The 18,546-nt window shown below is 36.8% G+C and carries 18 protein-coding genes; 9 read left to right on the forward strand and 9 right to left on the reverse strand.

The annotated features are described in order from the left end of the window. Position 1 precedes the first annotated feature (1 nt). The 3 genes from HDE70_RS06720 to HDE70_RS06730 form a co-directional block, all read right to left on the reverse strand. Positions 2-1,390, reverse strand: coding sequence for an MFS transporter (locus HDE70_RS06720; protein ID WP_183888927.1), 1,389 nt, complete (start codon positions 1,388-1,390; stop codon positions 2-4). Between the two features lie 211 nt (positions 1,391-1,601). Beyond that, positions 1,602-2,033, reverse strand: a complete 432-nt coding sequence (locus HDE70_RS06725; protein WP_183868938.1) for a hypothetical protein — start codon at positions 2,031-2,033, stop codon at positions 1,602-1,604. Positions 2,034-2,116: 83 nt separating this feature from the next. Continuing rightward, the gene (locus tag HDE70_RS06730) at positions 2,117-2,380 is read right to left on the reverse strand and encodes a hypothetical protein (protein ID WP_183868936.1); all 264 of its coding nucleotides are present in this window, start codon (positions 2,378-2,380) and stop codon (positions 2,117-2,119) included. A 198-nt stretch (positions 2,381-2,578) separates the two neighbouring features. Between HDE70_RS06730 and HDE70_RS06735 the strand changes: the two genes are divergently transcribed. Beyond that, entirely contained in the window at positions 2,579-3,190 is a 612-nt protein-coding gene (locus HDE70_RS06735) for a TetR/AcrR family transcriptional regulator (RefSeq protein ID WP_183888929.1), read from the forward strand. A gap of 35 nt (positions 3,191-3,225) precedes the next feature. Continuing rightward, a complete protein-coding gene (locus HDE70_RS06740; RefSeq protein ID WP_183888931.1) occupies positions 3,226-4,071 on the forward strand; it encodes a sialate O-acetylesterase in 846 nt (281 codons plus the stop codon). A 111-nt stretch (positions 4,072-4,182) separates the two neighbouring features. Here HDE70_RS06740 and HDE70_RS06745 read toward each other — a convergent pair whose 3' ends face one another. Together HDE70_RS06745 and HDE70_RS06750 are read right to left on the reverse strand one after the other, a co-directional pair. Then, positions 4,183-5,517: a hypothetical protein gene (locus tag HDE70_RS06745; protein WP_183888933.1), complete on the reverse strand. Its 1,335-nt coding sequence runs from the start codon at positions 5,515-5,517 to the stop codon at positions 4,183-4,185. An 89-nt stretch (positions 5,518-5,606) separates the two neighbouring features. Continuing rightward, positions 5,607-5,975 (reverse strand): winged helix-turn-helix transcriptional regulator, encoded by a 369-nt coding sequence (locus tag HDE70_RS06750; protein ID WP_183888935.1) that lies wholly within the window; start codon positions 5,973-5,975, stop codon positions 5,607-5,609. 169 nt (positions 5,976-6,144) lie between these two features. Between HDE70_RS06750 and HDE70_RS06755 the strand changes: the two genes are divergently transcribed. Continuing rightward, on the forward strand, positions 6,145-7,128 hold the full coding sequence (locus HDE70_RS06755) for an MBL fold metallo-hydrolase (RefSeq protein ID WP_260160033.1): 984 nt from the start codon (positions 6,145-6,147) through the stop codon (positions 7,126-7,128). A gap of 49 nt (positions 7,129-7,177) precedes the next feature. Here HDE70_RS06755 and HDE70_RS06760 read toward each other — a convergent pair whose 3' ends face one another. Continuing rightward, on the reverse strand, positions 7,178-7,837 hold the full coding sequence (locus HDE70_RS06760; protein WP_183888937.1) for a chloramphenicol acetyltransferase: 660 nt from the start codon (positions 7,835-7,837) through the stop codon (positions 7,178-7,180). A gap of 219 nt (positions 7,838-8,056) precedes the next feature. Between HDE70_RS06760 and HDE70_RS06765 the strand changes: the two genes are divergently transcribed. Then, positions 8,057-8,845: an alpha/beta fold hydrolase gene (locus HDE70_RS06765; RefSeq protein WP_183888939.1), complete on the forward strand. Its 789-nt coding sequence runs from the start codon at positions 8,057-8,059 to the stop codon at positions 8,843-8,845. A gap of 1 nt (position 8,846) precedes the next feature. Further along, complete coding sequence (locus tag HDE70_RS06770) at positions 8,847-9,977, forward strand: PAS domain-containing sensor histidine kinase (RefSeq protein ID WP_183888941.1); 1,131 nt, start codon at positions 8,847-8,849, stop codon at positions 9,975-9,977. On the opposite strand, the gene HDE70_RS06775 is transcribed toward HDE70_RS06770, so the two are convergent. Beyond that, a complete protein-coding gene (locus HDE70_RS06775; RefSeq protein WP_183888943.1) occupies positions 9,974-11,362 on the reverse strand; it encodes a PAS domain-containing protein in 1,389 nt (462 codons plus the stop codon). The genes HDE70_RS06770 and HDE70_RS06775 overlap by 4 nt on opposite strands. A gap of 535 nt (positions 11,363-11,897) precedes the next feature. Between HDE70_RS06775 and HDE70_RS06780 the strand changes: the two genes are divergently transcribed. Continuing rightward, positions 11,898-14,105 (forward strand): PAS domain S-box protein, encoded by a 2,208-nt coding sequence (locus tag HDE70_RS06780; protein WP_260160036.1) that lies wholly within the window; start codon positions 11,898-11,900, stop codon positions 14,103-14,105. Between the two features lie 89 nt (positions 14,106-14,194). On the opposite strand, the gene HDE70_RS06785 is transcribed toward HDE70_RS06780, so the two are convergent. Further along, positions 14,195-15,118, reverse strand: a complete 924-nt coding sequence (locus HDE70_RS06785) for a 2-dehydropantoate 2-reductase (protein ID WP_183888947.1) — start codon at positions 15,116-15,118, stop codon at positions 14,195-14,197. A 101-nt stretch (positions 15,119-15,219) separates the two neighbouring features. Here HDE70_RS06785 and HDE70_RS06790 point away from each other — a divergent pair, with 101 nt between their 5' ends. After that, positions 15,220-16,119 (forward strand): LysR family transcriptional regulator, encoded by a 900-nt coding sequence (locus HDE70_RS06790; RefSeq protein WP_183868913.1) that lies wholly within the window; start codon positions 15,220-15,222, stop codon positions 16,117-16,119. Between the two features lie 32 nt (positions 16,120-16,151). Here HDE70_RS06790 and HDE70_RS06795 read toward each other — a convergent pair whose 3' ends face one another. Continuing rightward, on the reverse strand, positions 16,152-16,745 hold the full coding sequence (locus tag HDE70_RS06795; RefSeq protein WP_183888949.1) for a TetR/AcrR family transcriptional regulator: 594 nt from the start codon (positions 16,743-16,745) through the stop codon (positions 16,152-16,154). A gap of 143 nt (positions 16,746-16,888) precedes the next feature. Between HDE70_RS06795 and HDE70_RS06800 the strand changes: the two genes are divergently transcribed. Then, positions 16,889-17,569, forward strand: coding sequence for a metal-dependent hydrolase (locus HDE70_RS06800; RefSeq protein ID WP_183888951.1), 681 nt, complete (start codon positions 16,889-16,891; stop codon positions 17,567-17,569). 171 nt (positions 17,570-17,740) lie between these two features. Next, positions 17,741-18,499: an alpha/beta hydrolase gene (locus tag HDE70_RS06805; protein WP_183888953.1), complete on the forward strand. Its 759-nt coding sequence runs from the start codon at positions 17,741-17,743 to the stop codon at positions 18,497-18,499. Positions 18,500-18,546: the final 47 nt, after the last annotated feature.

Genomic DNA, 18,546 nt, shown 5'->3' on the forward strand with positions numbered 1-18,546 from the left:
TTCACCAGACACCTTTTTTAAGGTATTTCTGACTGAGAACAATAGTAACGATTGTACACACAATAGCAGCTATAATACTTACTGTTATAGTATGTAAAATTGCAGTTCCGCCATTTGCTGCAATAGCGCCAAAAACAGCTACTCCAATTGCACCTGCGGCTTGCCTAACCGTATTCAATGCTGCTGAGGCAGTTCCTGAAAGTGTTTTGTCAACACTGGAAAGAATACCAGTGGTCATTGCAGGAACAGCAAGCCCCATACCTAAAGAAATAAGAAGGAATGGAATTGATAATTGCCAGAAAGAGGTGTGCATGCTGGCTGTAAACAGACCTGAAAATCCAAATGCAAAAAGCGTTAGCCCTATCAGAATAGGCGTACGCAAACCATAACGATTAATGATATTGCCGCTCAATAGATTGGAGATCACAAATCCGGCCGTTAATGGTAAAAATGCGAGACCGGCTGTAAGTGGGGGATAGTGTAATATGTTTTGTAAATAGAGGCTAAGGATGAACACCGTGCCATAATAAAAGCCGTTGAGCACTGCACCTAAACCTAACAAAACATTGAAAGAAACTGAATTAAAAAGGCTCAATGGCAACATTGGATGGCTTACCTTATTTTCAATGATCAGGAAAGCAATAAAGGATATTCCACCAAGTAACAGGCTTCCATAAATTAACGGGTGGGTAAAGCCTAGTTTAGACCACTCAATCACTGCTGCGATCAGTAGCGTAATGGAAAGCATCCAGGCAACTTGTCCCAGTATATCAAATTTTTTAACAAGGGTTGGTTTGGCTTGTTTTTTAAGAAAAAAAGTAAGCAGGATGCCCGCAAGGCATATAGGAGCATTGATGAAAAATATAAAACGCCAGTTGCTAAGCTTAATGAGTATTCCACCAACTATAGGCCCTGCTGCAATAGCGGCACTTCCTGCTGCTGTCCACAACCCAATAGCTTTGGCTCTTTTGTTTGGTGTGTCGGCAAAGGTTTGATTCAAAATAGCCAATGAACTAGGGATCATCGTTGCTGCACCAACACCCTGAAACACCCTCGCAGCAATCAGGAGAAATGGACTGTTAGCTAATCCACAAGCTACAGATGAAATCCCGAAAATGATCATGCCAATCTGAAAGAGACGTTGGGCTCCAAAAAGATCACTTAAGTTTCCAGCAGATAACATCAGGACAGCAAAGGCAAGCGTATAGCCATCCACTATCCACTGCAAAATATTGATATCTACTTTATAAGTGTCAGCAATTTGTGGTAGTGCAATGTTTACAATTGAAACATCGAGCTGTGCAACGACAAAAGCCAGGCTGGTTACTACTATTGTCCAACCATAGACAGGTGTCTGGGATGGTAATGTTGTCTGTTTGTTTAAACTCATTGTACGAAGATAAAATGTCGCGCCTTTTGATTTTGCAAAGCTGAATATAAAATGGCGCTTTACAATTGTCAATTGATAAAAAAATGGGATAATTATTCACAGAAACATTATTTGAAATGAGTAATATCATTTAAAAAGAAAATCACTGCTAAAATAACTTAAACTCTAAGTATTTCAGCAGTGATTTTTCACCGGGTTAATCAGGTAGTATTTAATTTAAAGTGGCTGTACCAGACCATGCCTGATTGCTTGCTATATCTGTTATAGAGATTACAATCGTTTTGTTAATCGGCTGTCCACTTGTCCATGTTACCAGGAGGCTACTTTGTCCTCCAGCATCCAATATCGTATTTTTAGGAACACTAATGCTTATTTGATCGCCAACGCTCAAATCCAAAGTTGACTGACCACCATTATTTGTAACAGCAATTTGTCCGGTATTCAAATTTTTAATTGTTGCCCTTTCAACTGGTACAGTTATTCCTGAAAATGCTAGTTTTCTTGTAAGTGTAGCAGACGTACTTACTCTTGCTTGACTTTGAATCGTCATTTTTGGAGTTTCATGCGTTTTTTCTTTTTTCGTAGTTGCACTTGTTAATAGTACTGCCAGTACTATAAAACAAAAATAAAAATGTGGTTTCATAATATATTGTTTCCGGGTTTAAGATGTTTACTGCAAGTCATTGAAAAATTATCCTGGTGTAAGATGATGACGATCTGCTCTGATTAAAGATTTTTGTCTTTCGTATCTTTAACTATCTCAGAAGTATGAGAAAAGTTACCCTTGCTCCATCCATTGTTAGTAACATACGGGTTGGTAATATATGCACCCGTTTTTGTGTCTAAAATAACCACCCCCTTTTCTCCTACAGAGGTTTGATATCTCCCAACTGGTTCAGATCCTTCTTGTTTGAAACTAAAAGCGCCGAATAATACTGTTGCGATAAAAAGGCCGATCATAACTGATTTAATGTCAATTGAATACTTCATAAGATTTAAGTTTAATTTGTGCGATAAAACTAATATACAATAATTGACAGGAAATTTCCCATAGATAATTAAGTTTTACTCCGGCACGATCCGTTCTTATCATGAATAAAATATTGACTTTACAATTCTGCTTAAATTAAAATCAAAAGGATTTGTAATTAAATGAATAATCATTTAGTTTTGAGCGATTATTAGATTATGCGGATCAGAGATATTAATAAAGAGCAATTAGTAAAGGAAAAAGCTATAGAAATCATCGTAAAACACGGTTTGGAAGGCTTTACTATTAATAAACTTGCGAAAGCTTGTGGTGTTTCGGTAGGAACACCTTACGTTTATTACAAAGATAAGGACGACCTTATTTTAAAGATCGTGTTGGAAGAGGGGGCAAGAATGGAAGACGCAATAAATAAAGATTTCGATCCGGATGCTTCATTGGAAGACGGTTTGCGGATTCAATGGCGCAACCGTTTCGACTATATGATGAAAAACCCTCTGCTTGGGCAGTTTTTTGATCAGATCAGCAGTTCATCTTACCATCAGCAATTCCTTGAAATGTTCACAAGCAGTACAGGCGCATTCTTAAATAAGTTCAAAGAAAATATGGGGCGTTTTATTAGTAATACTGTAATGCGGGGTGAAATGGATGACTTGCCCATTGATGTTTACTGGTCAGTTGCATTTGGTCCGTTATATACTTTAATGCGCTTTCACCAACAAGGGAGAAGTATAACTGGTGCTTCATTTCAGATCAGTGAAGAGCTTATATGGGCCACTTTTAAACTTGCACTGAAGGCTTTGAAAAAATAGTTGTTCTACTAACAGACAGTATAAATATAAAAAATATGATAAATTCCTTTTTGATGATAGGCCAGTCAAATATGGCGGGGCGGGGATATTTGAATGATGTTAAGCAGATCTATGATGAAAAGATCAAAATGCTGGTGAACGGCCGCTGGCAAACGATGACAGAACCAATTAATTTTGACAGGCCCACATCTGGTATAGGACTTGCCGCATCATTTGCAGGTGCCTGGAGATTAAAAAATGATCAGGAAGAAATAGGTTTGATACCATGTGCTGACGGAGGTACGAGCCTGAATGATTGGGCAGTTGGGGGCGCACTCTTTGAAAACGCTGTATTTCAGGCAAAACTTGCCTTAAGGAACAGTAAATTATGTGGTATCTTATGGCATCAGGGAGAAAATGATAGTTTCGGTGGGCTTTCTGCTCTTTATTACGATAAGCTGAGTATTATCATTGATGCATTTCGCAGCGAGCTTGACGCACCAGATATTCCTTTTATTACAGGTGGTCTTGGCGACTTTTTAAGCGGTGGCAGATACGGTAAATATTTTACTGAATATAACCAGGTTAATTATGCCCTTCAGAAATTCGCTGAAACAAAGCCGGACTGTTATTTTGTAACAGCAAATGGATTAACAGCTAACGCAGACGGACTTCATTTTGATGCAGTATCGCAGCGCAGGTTTGGAATCCGGTATTTCGAATCATTTTTCGAAAAGAAAAATATTCTGGCACCACTTGCCAGCGAGAATGAGTTAATGGAGCTCATAGAGAACAGGCCTTTAACGAAAAAAGAACAAGGAACATTGTTAGAAATTGATTTTGCCTTTGGTAAAATTTCCTTAGGTGATCTGGAGAAAAAATTGGGCTTGCTGAACGACTAATCAAATTGATCTGTCCGGCGAAACTTAAAGGTAAAGATGTATTATTAAGCGTTCCTGATCTTTCTTTATGAAAATCAGGAGCAGATACTATCAGTTTCAGTTTTATCCTATCTAATTAATTATTTTAAAAGTCACATTTCCCTTCCGCCCATTATAACCATCGAAACCGTTACGACCATCCCGGCCATTTGAACCATTATTCCCATTCGGGTTTCCAACGCCTCCATTTCCACCTGCGCCACCTTTGCCGGCCTTGCCTCCGGCCCCACCTCTACCCGGAATGCTGGATGCTTGAATCAGGTTTAGATAGGGGGTAACACCGGGAGAATAATTAATAGTAATGTTTCCGCCGTTACCACCTGCATCGCCGTCCTGGCCGTTTCCGCCATCCTGGCCATTTCCACCATCGCCACCCTGACCAGTTACTATGTTGGTAGTAGTGGTAATTGTTCCATCACTATTAGTTTTTGTTTCTACACTAGTCGAAACTGTGCCAGGGGAGCCTTGAGTGCCCGAAGAACCGTCCGAGCCATTTAAACCGTCACTTCCATTTGCACTTTTACTTGAAATAGCAATCGAACCTCCATTTGTATTTATCCAATAATTATAGATTTGATTTGTAGTCTGATTTTGTATCTTAATTTTTAACAATTGAGCATTGATAACCGGCTCATAAAAAATATCTGCCATAACATTTAAATCATGCCCCGTTCTGCCCGATTGTGTATTGAACTGATAGTTGGCAACATAATCGAGTAAAACATTAAGCGTATCAGTTATAGCGGTGTTTTTAGCTAATAGAGTTATTAACTGTATTTTATTGTTTTTAATTTTAGTTGGATCATTATCAATTTTTAAATCATCCTTTGATTTTGAAATATGAACACCATTAAACAGAAAAACAAAATCTTTTAAATTTTTCCTGACCGGAGCCCATTTGTCAATAAACATCTTGTTATCAAAGTATTTTCGTATACCAAAATGGACATGGTCACCAGGTGCTTTAGAAAAATTCCCTGCGGTTAAAATATTGATGCTTGTTTCATAATTATATGGTATTTTCTGCATAAATAACCACTTTTCTTTCCCACCTAAAAACCATTTTTTTGCGTAAACATTAACCGTTAGTGAATCTCCTTTTTTATATATTTTTCTGTTTCCTTTAATTTTAATTTTCCCATTTGAATAATTGCCACTATCTACTTCTATTTTATATTTCGACCAATTATCAAGACCTTTTAAAAAACCTTTAGTTTGTGATTTTTGTGCCTTATCAGATAGGACTACAATACCTATAGGCAACGAATTGCCTTCTATACGTAATATATTTGGGTCATATTCAAGAAGATATTTTTGCGTTTCTGTTTTTGCGTTGCTAACAGGAGATTGAGCAATTGCTGGCAAACACCAAATTAAAGAGACAATGACTGTAATAAAAAATTTCATAGCTATTGATAAGACTAACTAGTTTCCGGTTAAAACTAAGATAAACAAATGATGAAAAAGTTTAATAGCCTGTTTAAATTTGCAATTCACTAAGAAACCTTTTTTAATCCATTGATTATAGGTAAGTTCTGAGGATTGTCCATATATTGAGAACCCCAGTCGTCCATTGTACCGATTACGGGTAATAATGAACTTCCCAGGTCTGTTAGAGAATATTCTACTTTTGGCGGAAGTTCGGCATAAACGACACGTGTAATTATACCAAATTCTTCCAATTCTTTAAGTTGCTGATGGAGTACCCTTCTGCTAGCCTTCTTATTTAATCTTTGTAGTTCGCTGGGTCTTCTAAAGCCACGACTAATGTTCAGTATCAGGCATGGTTTCCACTTACCGCCTATAATCTCCATAATCATTGCCATGCCGCAATCCAGGTCTTTGGGAATCTTTCTTTCGTACATATACTGCTGTTAGGTAATGCGATATAAAAGTAATTATTAATTCTAATATGGGGTATAGGGATAAATTCCGCCCTATATGATAATGAATTGCGTACTTGTTTAAGCGTATCTATCAGCACATCTTTGTATACGATCTGTTAGCAATGGAGGTAACGGATAGCTTAGAAATATGAACCAATCATTTCATTTTACAAACTTTTTAAAATCACTTTTTACGATTGCAGTTGTTGCGGGAATGGCAACAACAACCAACGCACAGCTACGGGTATCCGAACCGCTTGCTCAGCCGGGATATTACCAGATGAAATTGGGCGACTTTGAAATCATTGCTTTATCAGATGGAACAGTACCACAAGAACTGAACAAACTTTTACAAATCAGTTCGCAGAAACTGACTAAAGCATTGTCCTTTAATTATCAAACAGACCCTGTTGAAGCTTCCGTGAATGCCTATCTGATTAAGGCTGATCATAAATTGATACTTGTAGATGCGGGAACAGCCGAATTATACGGCCCATCACTTGGACATTTGAGTGAAAGTCTGAAAAGAGCCGGTTACTCTCCGGATCAGATAGATGCAGTATTAATTACCCATATCCATACCGATCATACTGGCGGGCTAATGGAAGGAAAGCAAATGGTTTTTCCAAATGCTACGATATATGTGAGTAAAGCAGAAGCTGATTTCTGGTTAAGTCCGGAAAACTATAAACAAGCCGCCGCAGGAATGAAAAAATACTTTGTTGAAGCAACAACTAAAGTTGGCCCCTATATGAATGCAGGCAAAGTGAAAACCTATACCTATGGCAGCGAGCTTTTTCCAGGAATAACTCCGATAGCCAGTCCTGGTCATACACCCGGGCACAGCTTTTATGCAGTGGAGAGTAAAGGACAAAAAATAGTTTTCTGGGGCGATATTATGCATTCAGCTGCTGTTCAGTTTCCAGATCCATCCATAACTATCATCTATGATGTAGATCCGAAGGCTGCTGCCGCTTCCCGAAAGAAAGCATTTTCAGAAGCCGCAAAAGATGGATACTGGGTTGCAGGAGATCATCTGTCATTCCCCGGGATTGGTCATGTACGTAATGAAAAAGATGGAATTGGATATAGATGGATCCCCATTAATTACAGCACTTATTCCAAAAGGTAGTGATTTTAATTGTCAACGGGGCAGTATTGGCCGCTTACAGAGCCACCTTCTAAATGTCTTTGGAAAAATGGATAACTTTCCCTGTTACAGGTTCGTTCATCAGCTTCTGAAAAATATCTATAAATTGTCCGATGTGTAAGCCATCAACTAGTGCATGATGCACATGGATAGACATTGGGATAGTACGAACTCCATTTTTTTCAGTCATTTTGCCGAAGGATATTTTTGGAGCACTGTCTTTAAAGGCAAACGAACGGGCATGGGATACTGAAGTAAAATCGATCCAGGGTAGTGCGGAAAACCGGATCAAGTCTTGCCGGCTGGTACGCTCCAGGTCATTACGCCCTCTGACACGTGTCATTTCCTTTAAGCCTGTTTCCATAAAATCACCAAAATTAGCGGCGTAATCATAAAACGCAAAACCAAAGGTGCCATCAGGTCTGTCAACGGTGGAGCCCCCGTTGATGACATCGTATAAAAACACCTCGTCATTCTCGATACGCAATCGGAATGCATCTACTTGCTGTGCTGCTGCCAATGATTTATGGAGATAATAAAGAAAGAAAGATGCGCAACTGGCTTTCGCATCCCGATAAGCTGCTGTACAATCAATGGAGATATTTACACCATAGTAAGGTTCCTCGAACTCTTTAAATAGCAAGAAATGTTCTTTTCTTGGCCAGGTTTCAATATCGATTTTCGTTTTCATACTCTTTAGCTTGTGTTGTTGCAATCATGGGCTAAATTAAGTATAAAATTGACATTCTAAATTAAATTACGGTATGGGAAGCAGGACTCAATCTTTCCATTACATCTTCATTTGTTTAACCAAATATTCGTATTTTTGAACAATTAGTATGAAAATACGATTTAACAATATGCATTTATAGCAATTGACTATTTATCTGGATTATAATAAAGAGTTTCAATGAATATACTAAGCAGAAACAATGTAGTAATAAAGGGGAATGGTACATCACCTATGATGTTTGCACATGGTTTTGGTTGCGATCAAAACATGTGGCGCTTTATTACACCGGCTTTTGAGGATTCTCATCAAATCATTTTATTCGATCATGTTGGAGCAGGGAAATCTGACCTGAAAGCATATCATCCGGCAAAATATAAGGACCTGGATGGTTACGCTCAGGATATAGTAGAAATTGCGGATGAGCTGAACTTAGAAAATATTATTTTTGTCGGGCACTCCGTTAGTGCCATGATGGGTATACTTTCAGCAGAAAAGGCACCCCACTTATTTAAAACATTAATTTTAGTATCTCCATCTGCTTCTTTTATTAATGACGGAGATTATATCGGAGGATTTAGTAAGGATGAGATTGAGGAACTTTTAGAGTCGTTAAATACAAATCATATGGGATGGTCAATGACAATGGCACCATTAATAATGGCCAATCCTGACAGGAGTGAGCTGGGTGAAGAATTAACGAATAGTTTTTGCCGTACCGATCCTACCATTGCTCAGCAATTTGCACGTGTAACTTTTCTCACTGACAGCCGAAGTATATTGAGTACATGTACTACACCCGCATTAATACTTCAATGTTCAGATGACATTATTGCACCTATCGAAGTTGGTGAGTATATTCATGAAAAAATGGTTGAAAGTAAGCTCGTGATTTTGGAAGCAACTGGTCATTGTCCACATTTGAGCGCTCCTGAGGAAACGATATCAGCCATAAAAGCTTATTTATAATATGTCCTCAGATCCAAAAAAAAATAACAGTTCAGACCTCGAGAATAATTTTGAGGACTTTCTTGAACATTCACTATCTGGTTATATCTCTACAAGCCCACGCGGCGACATTATCAGAATAAACTCCAAATTACTGGAATGGCTGGGTTATAATAAGGAAGATCTGATTGGTAAGCGCATGAGCAGTTTGCTGGCTATGGGGAGCAGAATTTTTTATGAAACCCATTTATCTCCTTTATTAAAATTACAAGGATCTTTTGAAGAAGTAGCTGCTGAATTATTATTAAAAGATGGCAAGAAGCTCCCTGTTCTTCTCAATGGATATATTAGAAACGATGAGCACAACAAGCCATTATTTATACGCTTAAATGTCTATCGGGCTACAGACAGAAAAGTTTATGAAGAAAATTTACGCCTCGCGGTTATTGATGCGGAAAAGACTCTATTAAAAGAACGTGAACTATCGACATTAAGAGAGCAATTTATTGCTGTTTTAGGTCATGATTTAAGAAATCCTTTAGGCGCTATAAAATCTGGTGCATCGCTTTTAGCCCGTTCTGCTTCATCCGACCGCGATAAAACAATTGTAGGTATGATTAAAAAAAGCAGCCTGCGTATGGAAGAATTGATAGCTAATGTGATGGATTTTGCCAGGGTGCGTTTAGGAGGGGGGCTGTCGCTGGATTTAAAAGATGTATTCATAGAACCAATTATTTTACATGTTACAGAGGAGCTGCGGATAACCTTTCCTGAAAGAATAGTAACTGTAGATTTCGAGGTCAAAAAAACTATAAATTGTGATGCAGACCGTATTTCACAATTGTTATCAAACCTGGTAGCAAATGCGCTTACACATGGATCACCACATGAACCAGTAAAAGTCATTGCCAAAATAGAGTTAGATTATTTCGAACTTACTGTTTCAAATGGAGGTAAGCCAATTCCGCAAGATGCAATCGAAACATTATTTGAGCCTTTTACAAGGGAGGCCAATACTCCAAGTCAGCAAGGACTGGGCTTAGGGCTGTATATCGCATCGCAAATTGCTCTCGCCCATGGTGGAAACCTAACGGCAACTTCCAATACTACTGAAACGTGCTTTACATTTCGTATGCCTGTCTATTTGTCTTAATCAGTAGATTTATCTAAAGTATATGTGATATTTACGATATTTCTGATTCCATTATCCAGATCAGTTGATGATTTATTTAAAAAAGTTAAAATCTCTTTTTGAGCATCGGTGACAAAATCTTCATTTTTCAGCAAATCAACTAATCCAATTATTTTCGCTAGAGAGTCTCTGATTTTATGGGATTGCGTCCATGCAATTTCCTGTAGTTGCATCGCCTGTCTTTGAACCTGAGAAATATTCTCTTTATAAGCGGTAATATCTCTATAAGAGCCAATAGATCTTATTGCATTTCCATCTTTATCCCGAAGAAATATGCCTCTATAATGGATAATAGCAACTTCTCTGTTTGCTTTAAGAAATCGGTATTCAGAATGCAGCACTTCTGTTTCTGGATTTTTTACCGCATCATTTAACTCTTTTAAAGCTTGTTCCCTATCGTCAGGAAAGATATTGTCAGACCATAATGTATTATTATATACATCCAGATTATAACCGAAAATTTCATTGAAACCTACACTCCAATAAGCTATATCATTTTGAATATCCCAATCGCAGATAGCTTCATCTGCTGCCTTAAGCATTAACTTATACCTGTCATTACTTAGCTTTAGTTCTTCATTTATATTGATTAACTCCGTGATATCAGTAGAATTTGTCACAATACCTGAAATAGCAGGGTCTTCAAGCATATTTCTTGCAGTAGTAGTTAACCATCGCCATTCATTATTACCATTCAGGAACCGAAAAGGTTGTATATGAACTCTTTCAACTTCAAGCAGAGAATTCATCTGTTCTACTACTCTTTCCCGGTCTTCGGGGTGTATATAATCATAAGCAGTTTTACCAATCATTTTATCAGGATATATTTTAAGCAAACTGATACAGCTCTCACTTAAAAACCTATATTTTCCATCCATATCAATTATAGATGTTAAGTCTGACCCTGCCTGTATGAGTGCTTTAAATCTTTTTTCACTCAGGAGCAGCGTTTCTTCTAATCTTTTCGCTGCTTGTTCATGTTGTAACTCTGAAGTTATATCAGTAGCAATTATAAGTTCAGCGGGCTTTCCATTTAATTCAAATAGATTACTCTTAATCTCTACAGCAATAACATCCCCGTTTTTTTTTAAGTGTTTATAGCGTTTGTTAGTGAAACGTTCTTTATGTCTGTGACCATTATCCATGGCAAGCTCAAATTGAGGAATAGTATCCTCTGGTCTTATTTCTTTAATCGTCATGCTTAGAAAATCTTCTCTGGAATAGCCATAATGGCGTATAGCTGCTTCATTGACTTCAAGAAAACGTAGAGTGTCAATATCATAAATCCACATTGGTTGTGGGCTAAGCTGGAAGATATCTTTATATGGGTTATTTTGGAAGTCCATAAATTATTGAATAGTATGTTTATAAAAATAAGCCTACAGGCTTAAGAAGATAATACCTGAATGTGCTTTGAATATTTAAATGTATAGCTGTACTAATAAGCTAATCAGTATCGGAAAAACTACTTGTTGTGTTCGTTAAATAAAAATAACTTTTTTATTAAGAAAGTTTAACTATTTTTAATTAATGTGAAATTAGTATTTTACTAAGTTATGATCAAAGTATTTAGCTTTTAAATAGGATGACTGATGTTTTCTGGTTATTTAACAATAGTAATATATTAAAATTTTTTAAATATTTAATAACAAACCAAAATCTATTATTTACGTAAGTTTATATAATGTAACACTAAAGAATTAAAGCGCTATATTGTTTCATATATAGCTCTTATCTCTGGAATGTTGCTTTTTTTGGCCTTAAATAACTTATTGTTGTTTGAAATCATAAACGATATCAAATAATTACAAGCTTTTGTTTAACTTTTTTAGGTTTTTGTTTAAGGGTGATTTTAATTAAAAATTAATTGTTTTGTGAATTATGCTTTCTTTCGCTGATTTAAATAATATTTTAAACAATAGCCCGGTGTCCATGGCTATTTTAGACTTAAACTGGAGATTTCAGGCTGTGTCTAATCAATGGCTGGTAATTAACGGGCTTGAAGGGATGCAGGTAATTGGCAAATTACATAGTGAATTATTCACTGTAGATAGCAACAAATGGCAGGATATTTTTGATAATTGTCTGCTTGGTAATGATTATCATGGAGAGACAAAGAGAATAAATCCTATTGATCAAACCGAGGTATTGATCAAATGGCAAATTAATCAGTGGACGGCAAGTTTATCAGGCTGTGGAGGATTTGTATTGTATTGTGAAAATATTACGGAAATAAAGAATAGTAAACATCAGGAGGCACAATTCCGAGTGTTTATGGACTATATACCTGGTCTTTGCTGGATTACTAACTCAGCTAATATTTTAACCTATGCAAATAAGCATTTTTTAGATATCCATCAGCTTCCGTCTACAGTGATCGGTAAAAACAAAAAGGATATTTTCGGTTATGATGTGGCAAAAGACGCGTTCGTAAATAACTCAGAAGTCCTGAAAACAAAGCAAAGTAAAGAATTTCAGCAAACTATTCGTGACCAGGAAGGTTTTCCTCAATACTTTATGACGTTCAAATTTCCCTTTTTAGATTCTTCGGGGAATATGAGTCTGGTAGGTGCTGTTGGTTTTAATATAACAAAGCATAAACAGTTGGAAGAGAACTTGTACCAGAGCGAAGAACAATTTCGCCAGGCATTTGAACACTCTTTGGTTGGGATGGCTTTGATCTCTCCTGAAGGATGCTGGAAGCGTGTTAATGCTAGTTTATGTCAAATAACGGGTTACACTGAAAAAGAATTGCAGTCTATGTGTATGCAGGATATTACCCATCCGGATGATTTACCGGAAAGTATTGCAAAACTTATTGATCTTGCTGATAACGTTACCGAAAGTGTTAAAGTTGAAAAGCGGTATATTCATAAAAACGGCGATATCATCTGGGTCGTCATTGCGGCAACGATGTTAAAGGATAGCCAGGGCAGGGCACTTCACTATGTATCACAAATTGAAGACATTACCAAAAGAAAAGAAATTGAAGGTGACCTGAGGCAAAGCGAAAAGAAATACCGCTCTATATTTGAAAATGTACAGGACGTATTTTATCAAGCTGATCAATCTGGTTTAGTGACTGAAATCAGTCCGTCAATTCTTCAATATTCTGGTTTTTCCAGGGAAGCTATTATTGGTCAGCCTGTTTCTGATTTTTACTATTATCCACAAGACAGAGAAAGGATTATCAATAGTTTGAAGAATGATGGAACAGTAATCGATTTTGAGGTTAGATTAATCACAGCAGATAAGGAATTAAGATATGTGTCTGTAAATGCCAGGTTAATCTTTGAAGATGGCCGGATTGTAGGCACCGAAGGAAGTATGAGGGATGTAACAGCCAGGAAGTTTCAGGAGAATGCATTGAAAGCATTAAATTTGGAGTTAACTGCATCGAATGAGCAGAAGAACAAGCTGCTTTCCATTATAGGTCATGATCTCAGAAATCCAATTTCAGGTAGCCTGGAGCTTTTAGAAATGACGCTGGCTGACCTTTATTTAATTTCAGTTGATGAAATTCACTTACACCTCTCTATGATCAGGCAGGAATTATCTAATGCAAATGAGCTTTTAGAAGGGTTGCTGATCTGGGCAAAGTCGCAATTTAATGCTATTGGTTTTCATCCTGTGGAAATTAATGATATTTCAAACCTTATAGAAAGATCAGTGCATAATGTTTTGCCAATGGCCAATAAGAAATCTATTCGGATAGCACACCATATAGAGCCAGGGATGGGCATCTATGCTGATAAAGAAATGCTGGAAACTATAGTAAGAAATTTACTCTCCAATGCTATCAAATTTTCACATACAGGAGGAGAAATAACTATCAAAGTATTGAAAAAAGGAAGTGATATGCTCTTTTCTGTAACTGATAATGGGATTGGGGTGCCGGCAGAGAAAGTTTTGGAACTCCTTAACAGCAAATCAAATTATACTACTTATGGTACAAACGGAGAAAAGGGCACAGGGCTTGGATTAAATCTTGTTGTTGATTTTGTATTGAGACATGGAGGGGAAATCTGGGTAAACAGTGAATTAGGGGTAGGGAGCGTATTTTATTTTACTATACCTTTTAGAGAATGAGATAAAAACGCTAACCAAATATAATTACTATAACGATTTGAAGTGAACCCCAAAAGTTGGACAAAAGCTTTTGGGTTCACTTCATATTCCTATCTTGTTGTCATTGAGATTTCACTTAGTTCATTATACAAATTAGTAGTCTTTATCATTTCATATCCTGCTTCCTTAGCCGCAGCAATAGGTTTTTGATACATGTATTGTAATTCTAATGGCTGGGACCGGTCAAAATCATATTTCATACTCGGAGAATAATCTTTTATTTTTTCAGTAAAAATAATCAGTTCATCTGCAAATGATAAAGGGAGTTCAATTCCATTTGCATTTGCTCCTTTAATAACTTCATGCATGATTGTTCTGCAATAGTCAAAATGATTGGTTATAATTTGAGCGGTTGTTGAATTTAATACAACTGAAAGACCATTAAAGGCCATATTCCACACTAATTTTTTCCACCTTAGCTGCAATAGATCCTGACAAGAAGAAGGTATATTTATGCTATTGAAAATTGAAGCCAGGTATTCAAGCATGGTATTTTCCCTCACACTATAATTGCCAAAATCAATATTACCGTAACCTTCATGTACGATCAATCCATTTTTTTCTTTGTGAATACCGACCAGGGCAGTGGCTCCTGCTATTTGTAAAAAAGGAAATTCAGCAGATAGGTCTTCCTCCATTCCCAAGCCGTTTTGTATAAGTACAACTACTGTGTTTTCATTAGTAATATGTGGTAGTACTTTTGGTAATATTGTTTTGTTCTGACCTGTTTTTAAGCAAACAAGGACAATATCTGAAACAGGCATATCGGATGCGTCGTTATAGGCATTTATTTCTGGCAGATGAATATTCCCATGCACTACGGACTGCAATGTTAATCCATTAGACTTTACATAGTCATAATCACTACGCAGTAAAAAGTGTACATCATGTCCCATTTGAGAAAGTAATATTCCATAATAACCTCCAATGGCTCCTGTACCTACTATTGATATCTTTAACTTTTTATTGATCATATCTTTATTTCTTAAGCCTTTTAATTCGCAACGAAAATATCAAAATGCTACATTTTAAACAATCAAAACTATTTGTATTTTTACTTCGAAAAAATTAAAGTATGGATGTTCATCAGCTCAGGAGTTTTAAAACTATTGTAGAAAAAGGTAATTTTCAAGATGCTGCAAATGACCTGAATTATTCATTATCTGCTATTAGTTATCAGATACAGCAGTTGGAAAATGAGCTTAAATTTCCATTGTTTGAAAAAATTGGCAGACGAATGTTTCCAACCGAACAATCTTTAAAGCTAATTCCGCACATTAAAAAGATTGAGGAAGAGCTGGAACAGATTAAACTCTTAAATTCAAGCAGTAATAAAATAGAAGGGAGTATTAATATTTCTGTCTCTGATAGTTTGCTGACTTATATCATTCAACCTGTGTTAAAAGAGTTCCTGGAAAGAGCTCCTGGTGTGCAAATGAAGTTAAAAGTGAAAAATTGTTATGAAACACAAAAAGATATTATAAAGAATAATATTGATTTAGGAATTCATTTTCAGGTTAATGGATATGATTCCCAAATTCAGGTTATCCCTCTTGCACAGTTTGATGTGGGCTTAATGGCTTCACCTGATTTTGCCAAAAAAGAGAGAAACTTTGATCTTAAAAACCAGGTTAAACATTGTCAGGTAATTAATAACGATCCTAATGGAGTTTATCAGGGGTATTTTGAGGATTACTTAAAGGATAAAAACATCAAAGTGGGGCAGAGTATTGAGCTGTGGAGCATAGAAGCGGTTAAAAAAAGTGTTATGAATAACCTTGGAATTGCCTGTCTTCCTCATTTTGTTGTAAAGGAAGAACTGTTTAGCAAAAAGATTGATGAGATTCCTATTAAAACTTTTAAACCTAAAATTACGATGATTGCAGCACACCATACGCATAAATGGATAAGTCCTGCTATGCTGTTATTTCTCGAAATCTTAAAGGTCAGGATGAAGGAATATGCTTGTCCTTAAGTGGGAATGTTCATGGGCCTCAATTTTTTTGGCTAGACTGTTTGTTCTTCCACTTCACGTTTTATGATTTTGATTAAAACACTCATATTCATTGAATCCTGATGTACCCTGGACATCAATACACCGCCTTCCAGCATTGCGAAAATCTTTAAGGCATACTCATCGGCATCCCAATCCTTTTGAAATTCCCCATCAATTATCCCCTTTTTAAGAATTGCAGCAATACCCAGTTGGGCTTCTTTCATAGCAATGTGTACCTTCTCTTTAATTACGGGGTTAGTATCGTCGGCCTCCGTTCCGAAATTTAGCATTGGGCATCCACCTTTAATAGGGTGATTGACCGGATCATGCAGGAAGTCAAGAAAGGCAAATAACTTTTCTTTAGCTGAATACTCTAAATTTATTACTGTCTCCATCTTTATAAAAAAATCATTTAAGTTGTAATCAACAACACTATATGCCAATTGTTCTTTACTTTCAAAATGTGTGTATAGACTGCCTTTCCCCATTTTTGTCGCCTCCATTATATCACTTATTGAGGTAGCAGCAACACCTTTAGTATTAAATACATGTGCTGTCTGATGTACAATGAACTGCTTTGTTATTTCCGATTTCGTTCTTACCATGATTGGCAAATTTACGACGAACATTTGTTCATTTGTGTTTTTTGTTTTATTTTAATTTGTAAACGAACGATCGTTCGTTTACATTTGTGCTTTTAATAGCCAAGTGTATGTATAACTCAAAAACATTTTTAACTCATTAATTTATGGAATTTACCTATTATGGACATTCTTGCTTTTCGGTCTTAGCAGGTGGAAAAAGACTCTTATTTGATCCTTTCATTTCAGGGAATGAACTCGCCGGGAACATCAATATAGAAGAGATCGTAGCGGATTACATTTTTGTTTCTCACGGCCATTTTGACCATATCCTTGATGTGACAGCGATAGCAACCCGTACAGGAGCAAAGGTTATAGGAAGCTGGGAGCTTTATAACTACTTTAATCAGCAAGGCTTAAAAAACACGCTGCCCTTAAATCCTGGTGGTAAGGTGTCGCTTGACTTTGGTGTAGTCAAGGCGGTGGCCGCACAGCATTCCAGTAGTTTTTCTGACGGTAGCTATGCCGGAACAGCAAGCGGATTTGTTATAACGAGCAATGACGGGAATTTTTATTATAGCGGCGATACTGCACTTACTTTAGATATGACATTGATCAAAAACTTCGCACAAATTGACTTTGCCATTTTCCCAATAGGTGATATGCTGACAATGGGTATAGATGATGCGATCCAGGCGGCTAAGTTTGTAGGGACAACAAAAGTAATGGGGGTACATTACGATACTTTCGGATTTATAAAAATTGATCAGCAAGCCGCGATCCGTCAATTCAGTGCTTCTTCCATAACATTACAATTGCCCAAAATCGGTGAAACTACAATTATTTAAAAATAAAACTGCAATAAGAAGTCAGCATAACAGCATTAAAAATGCCTGATTCAGTTATTGTTTTGTCTAACTCATCCAGTTAGGAATTGATCTTTTATCAGGCTCACTATACTTTCGGATTACAATTATATAAATAGAAACAAATTAATATTAACCATAAATAAAACACAAATGAAATCAGTCAAAATGTTATCTTTTATCCTGTTGATCCTGCTGGGCACCCATATAACCCGTGCTCAGGATAAGACTACTAATAAACCCACTATTATCTTTGTACACGGCGTATGGGCTGACGGCTCAAGTTTTGTTGATCAGATTACTGCGTTGCAAAGTAAAGGTTATAATGTCATCTCCGTACAAAATCCGGTGACTTCTCTGGATGACGATGTTGCAGCGACGAAAAGGGCTATAGCTATGGCACCTGGTAAAGTTATATTAGTTGGACATTCATGGGGCGGTTTTGTAATCACGCAAGCCGGTAATGATCCAAAAGTTTCCGGTCTTGTATATATTGCTGCTTTTGCCCCTGATTCCGGTGAAAGTGTTGCAACATTATCGTCAAAAGGCCCTGCTACTGATATAAGCAAGTATTTTATCCCTTCAGGGGAATTTATTTTCCTATCTAAAGAGGGAATGCAAAAGTCTTTTGCACAAGATCTGAGCATTAAATTACAAAATCTGATTTACGCGACACAAATCCCATTAAAACAATCAGCATTTAATGATAAAAGTATTAGCCCTGCATGGAAAGAAAAAGCAAGCTGGTACATTGTCACTAAACAAGACAAAGCTCTGAGTCCTGAATTGCAGCGTTTTATGTCTAAAAGAATTAAAGCCAGGACAGTCGAAATTGAATCTGGCCACGTTGCGATGTTCTCTCATTCTAAAGAAATTTTGGGTGTGATTGAGGAAGCAGCAAGCGCGCAATAGATCCAGTTAAATTATCAGGTAATTACAAACAGGTATAACGTCATGCT

It is taken from the genome of Pedobacter cryoconitis (genome assembly GCF_014200595.1).
Lineage (GTDB): Bacteria > Bacteroidota > Bacteroidia > Sphingobacteriales > Sphingobacteriaceae > Pedobacter > Pedobacter cryoconitis_C.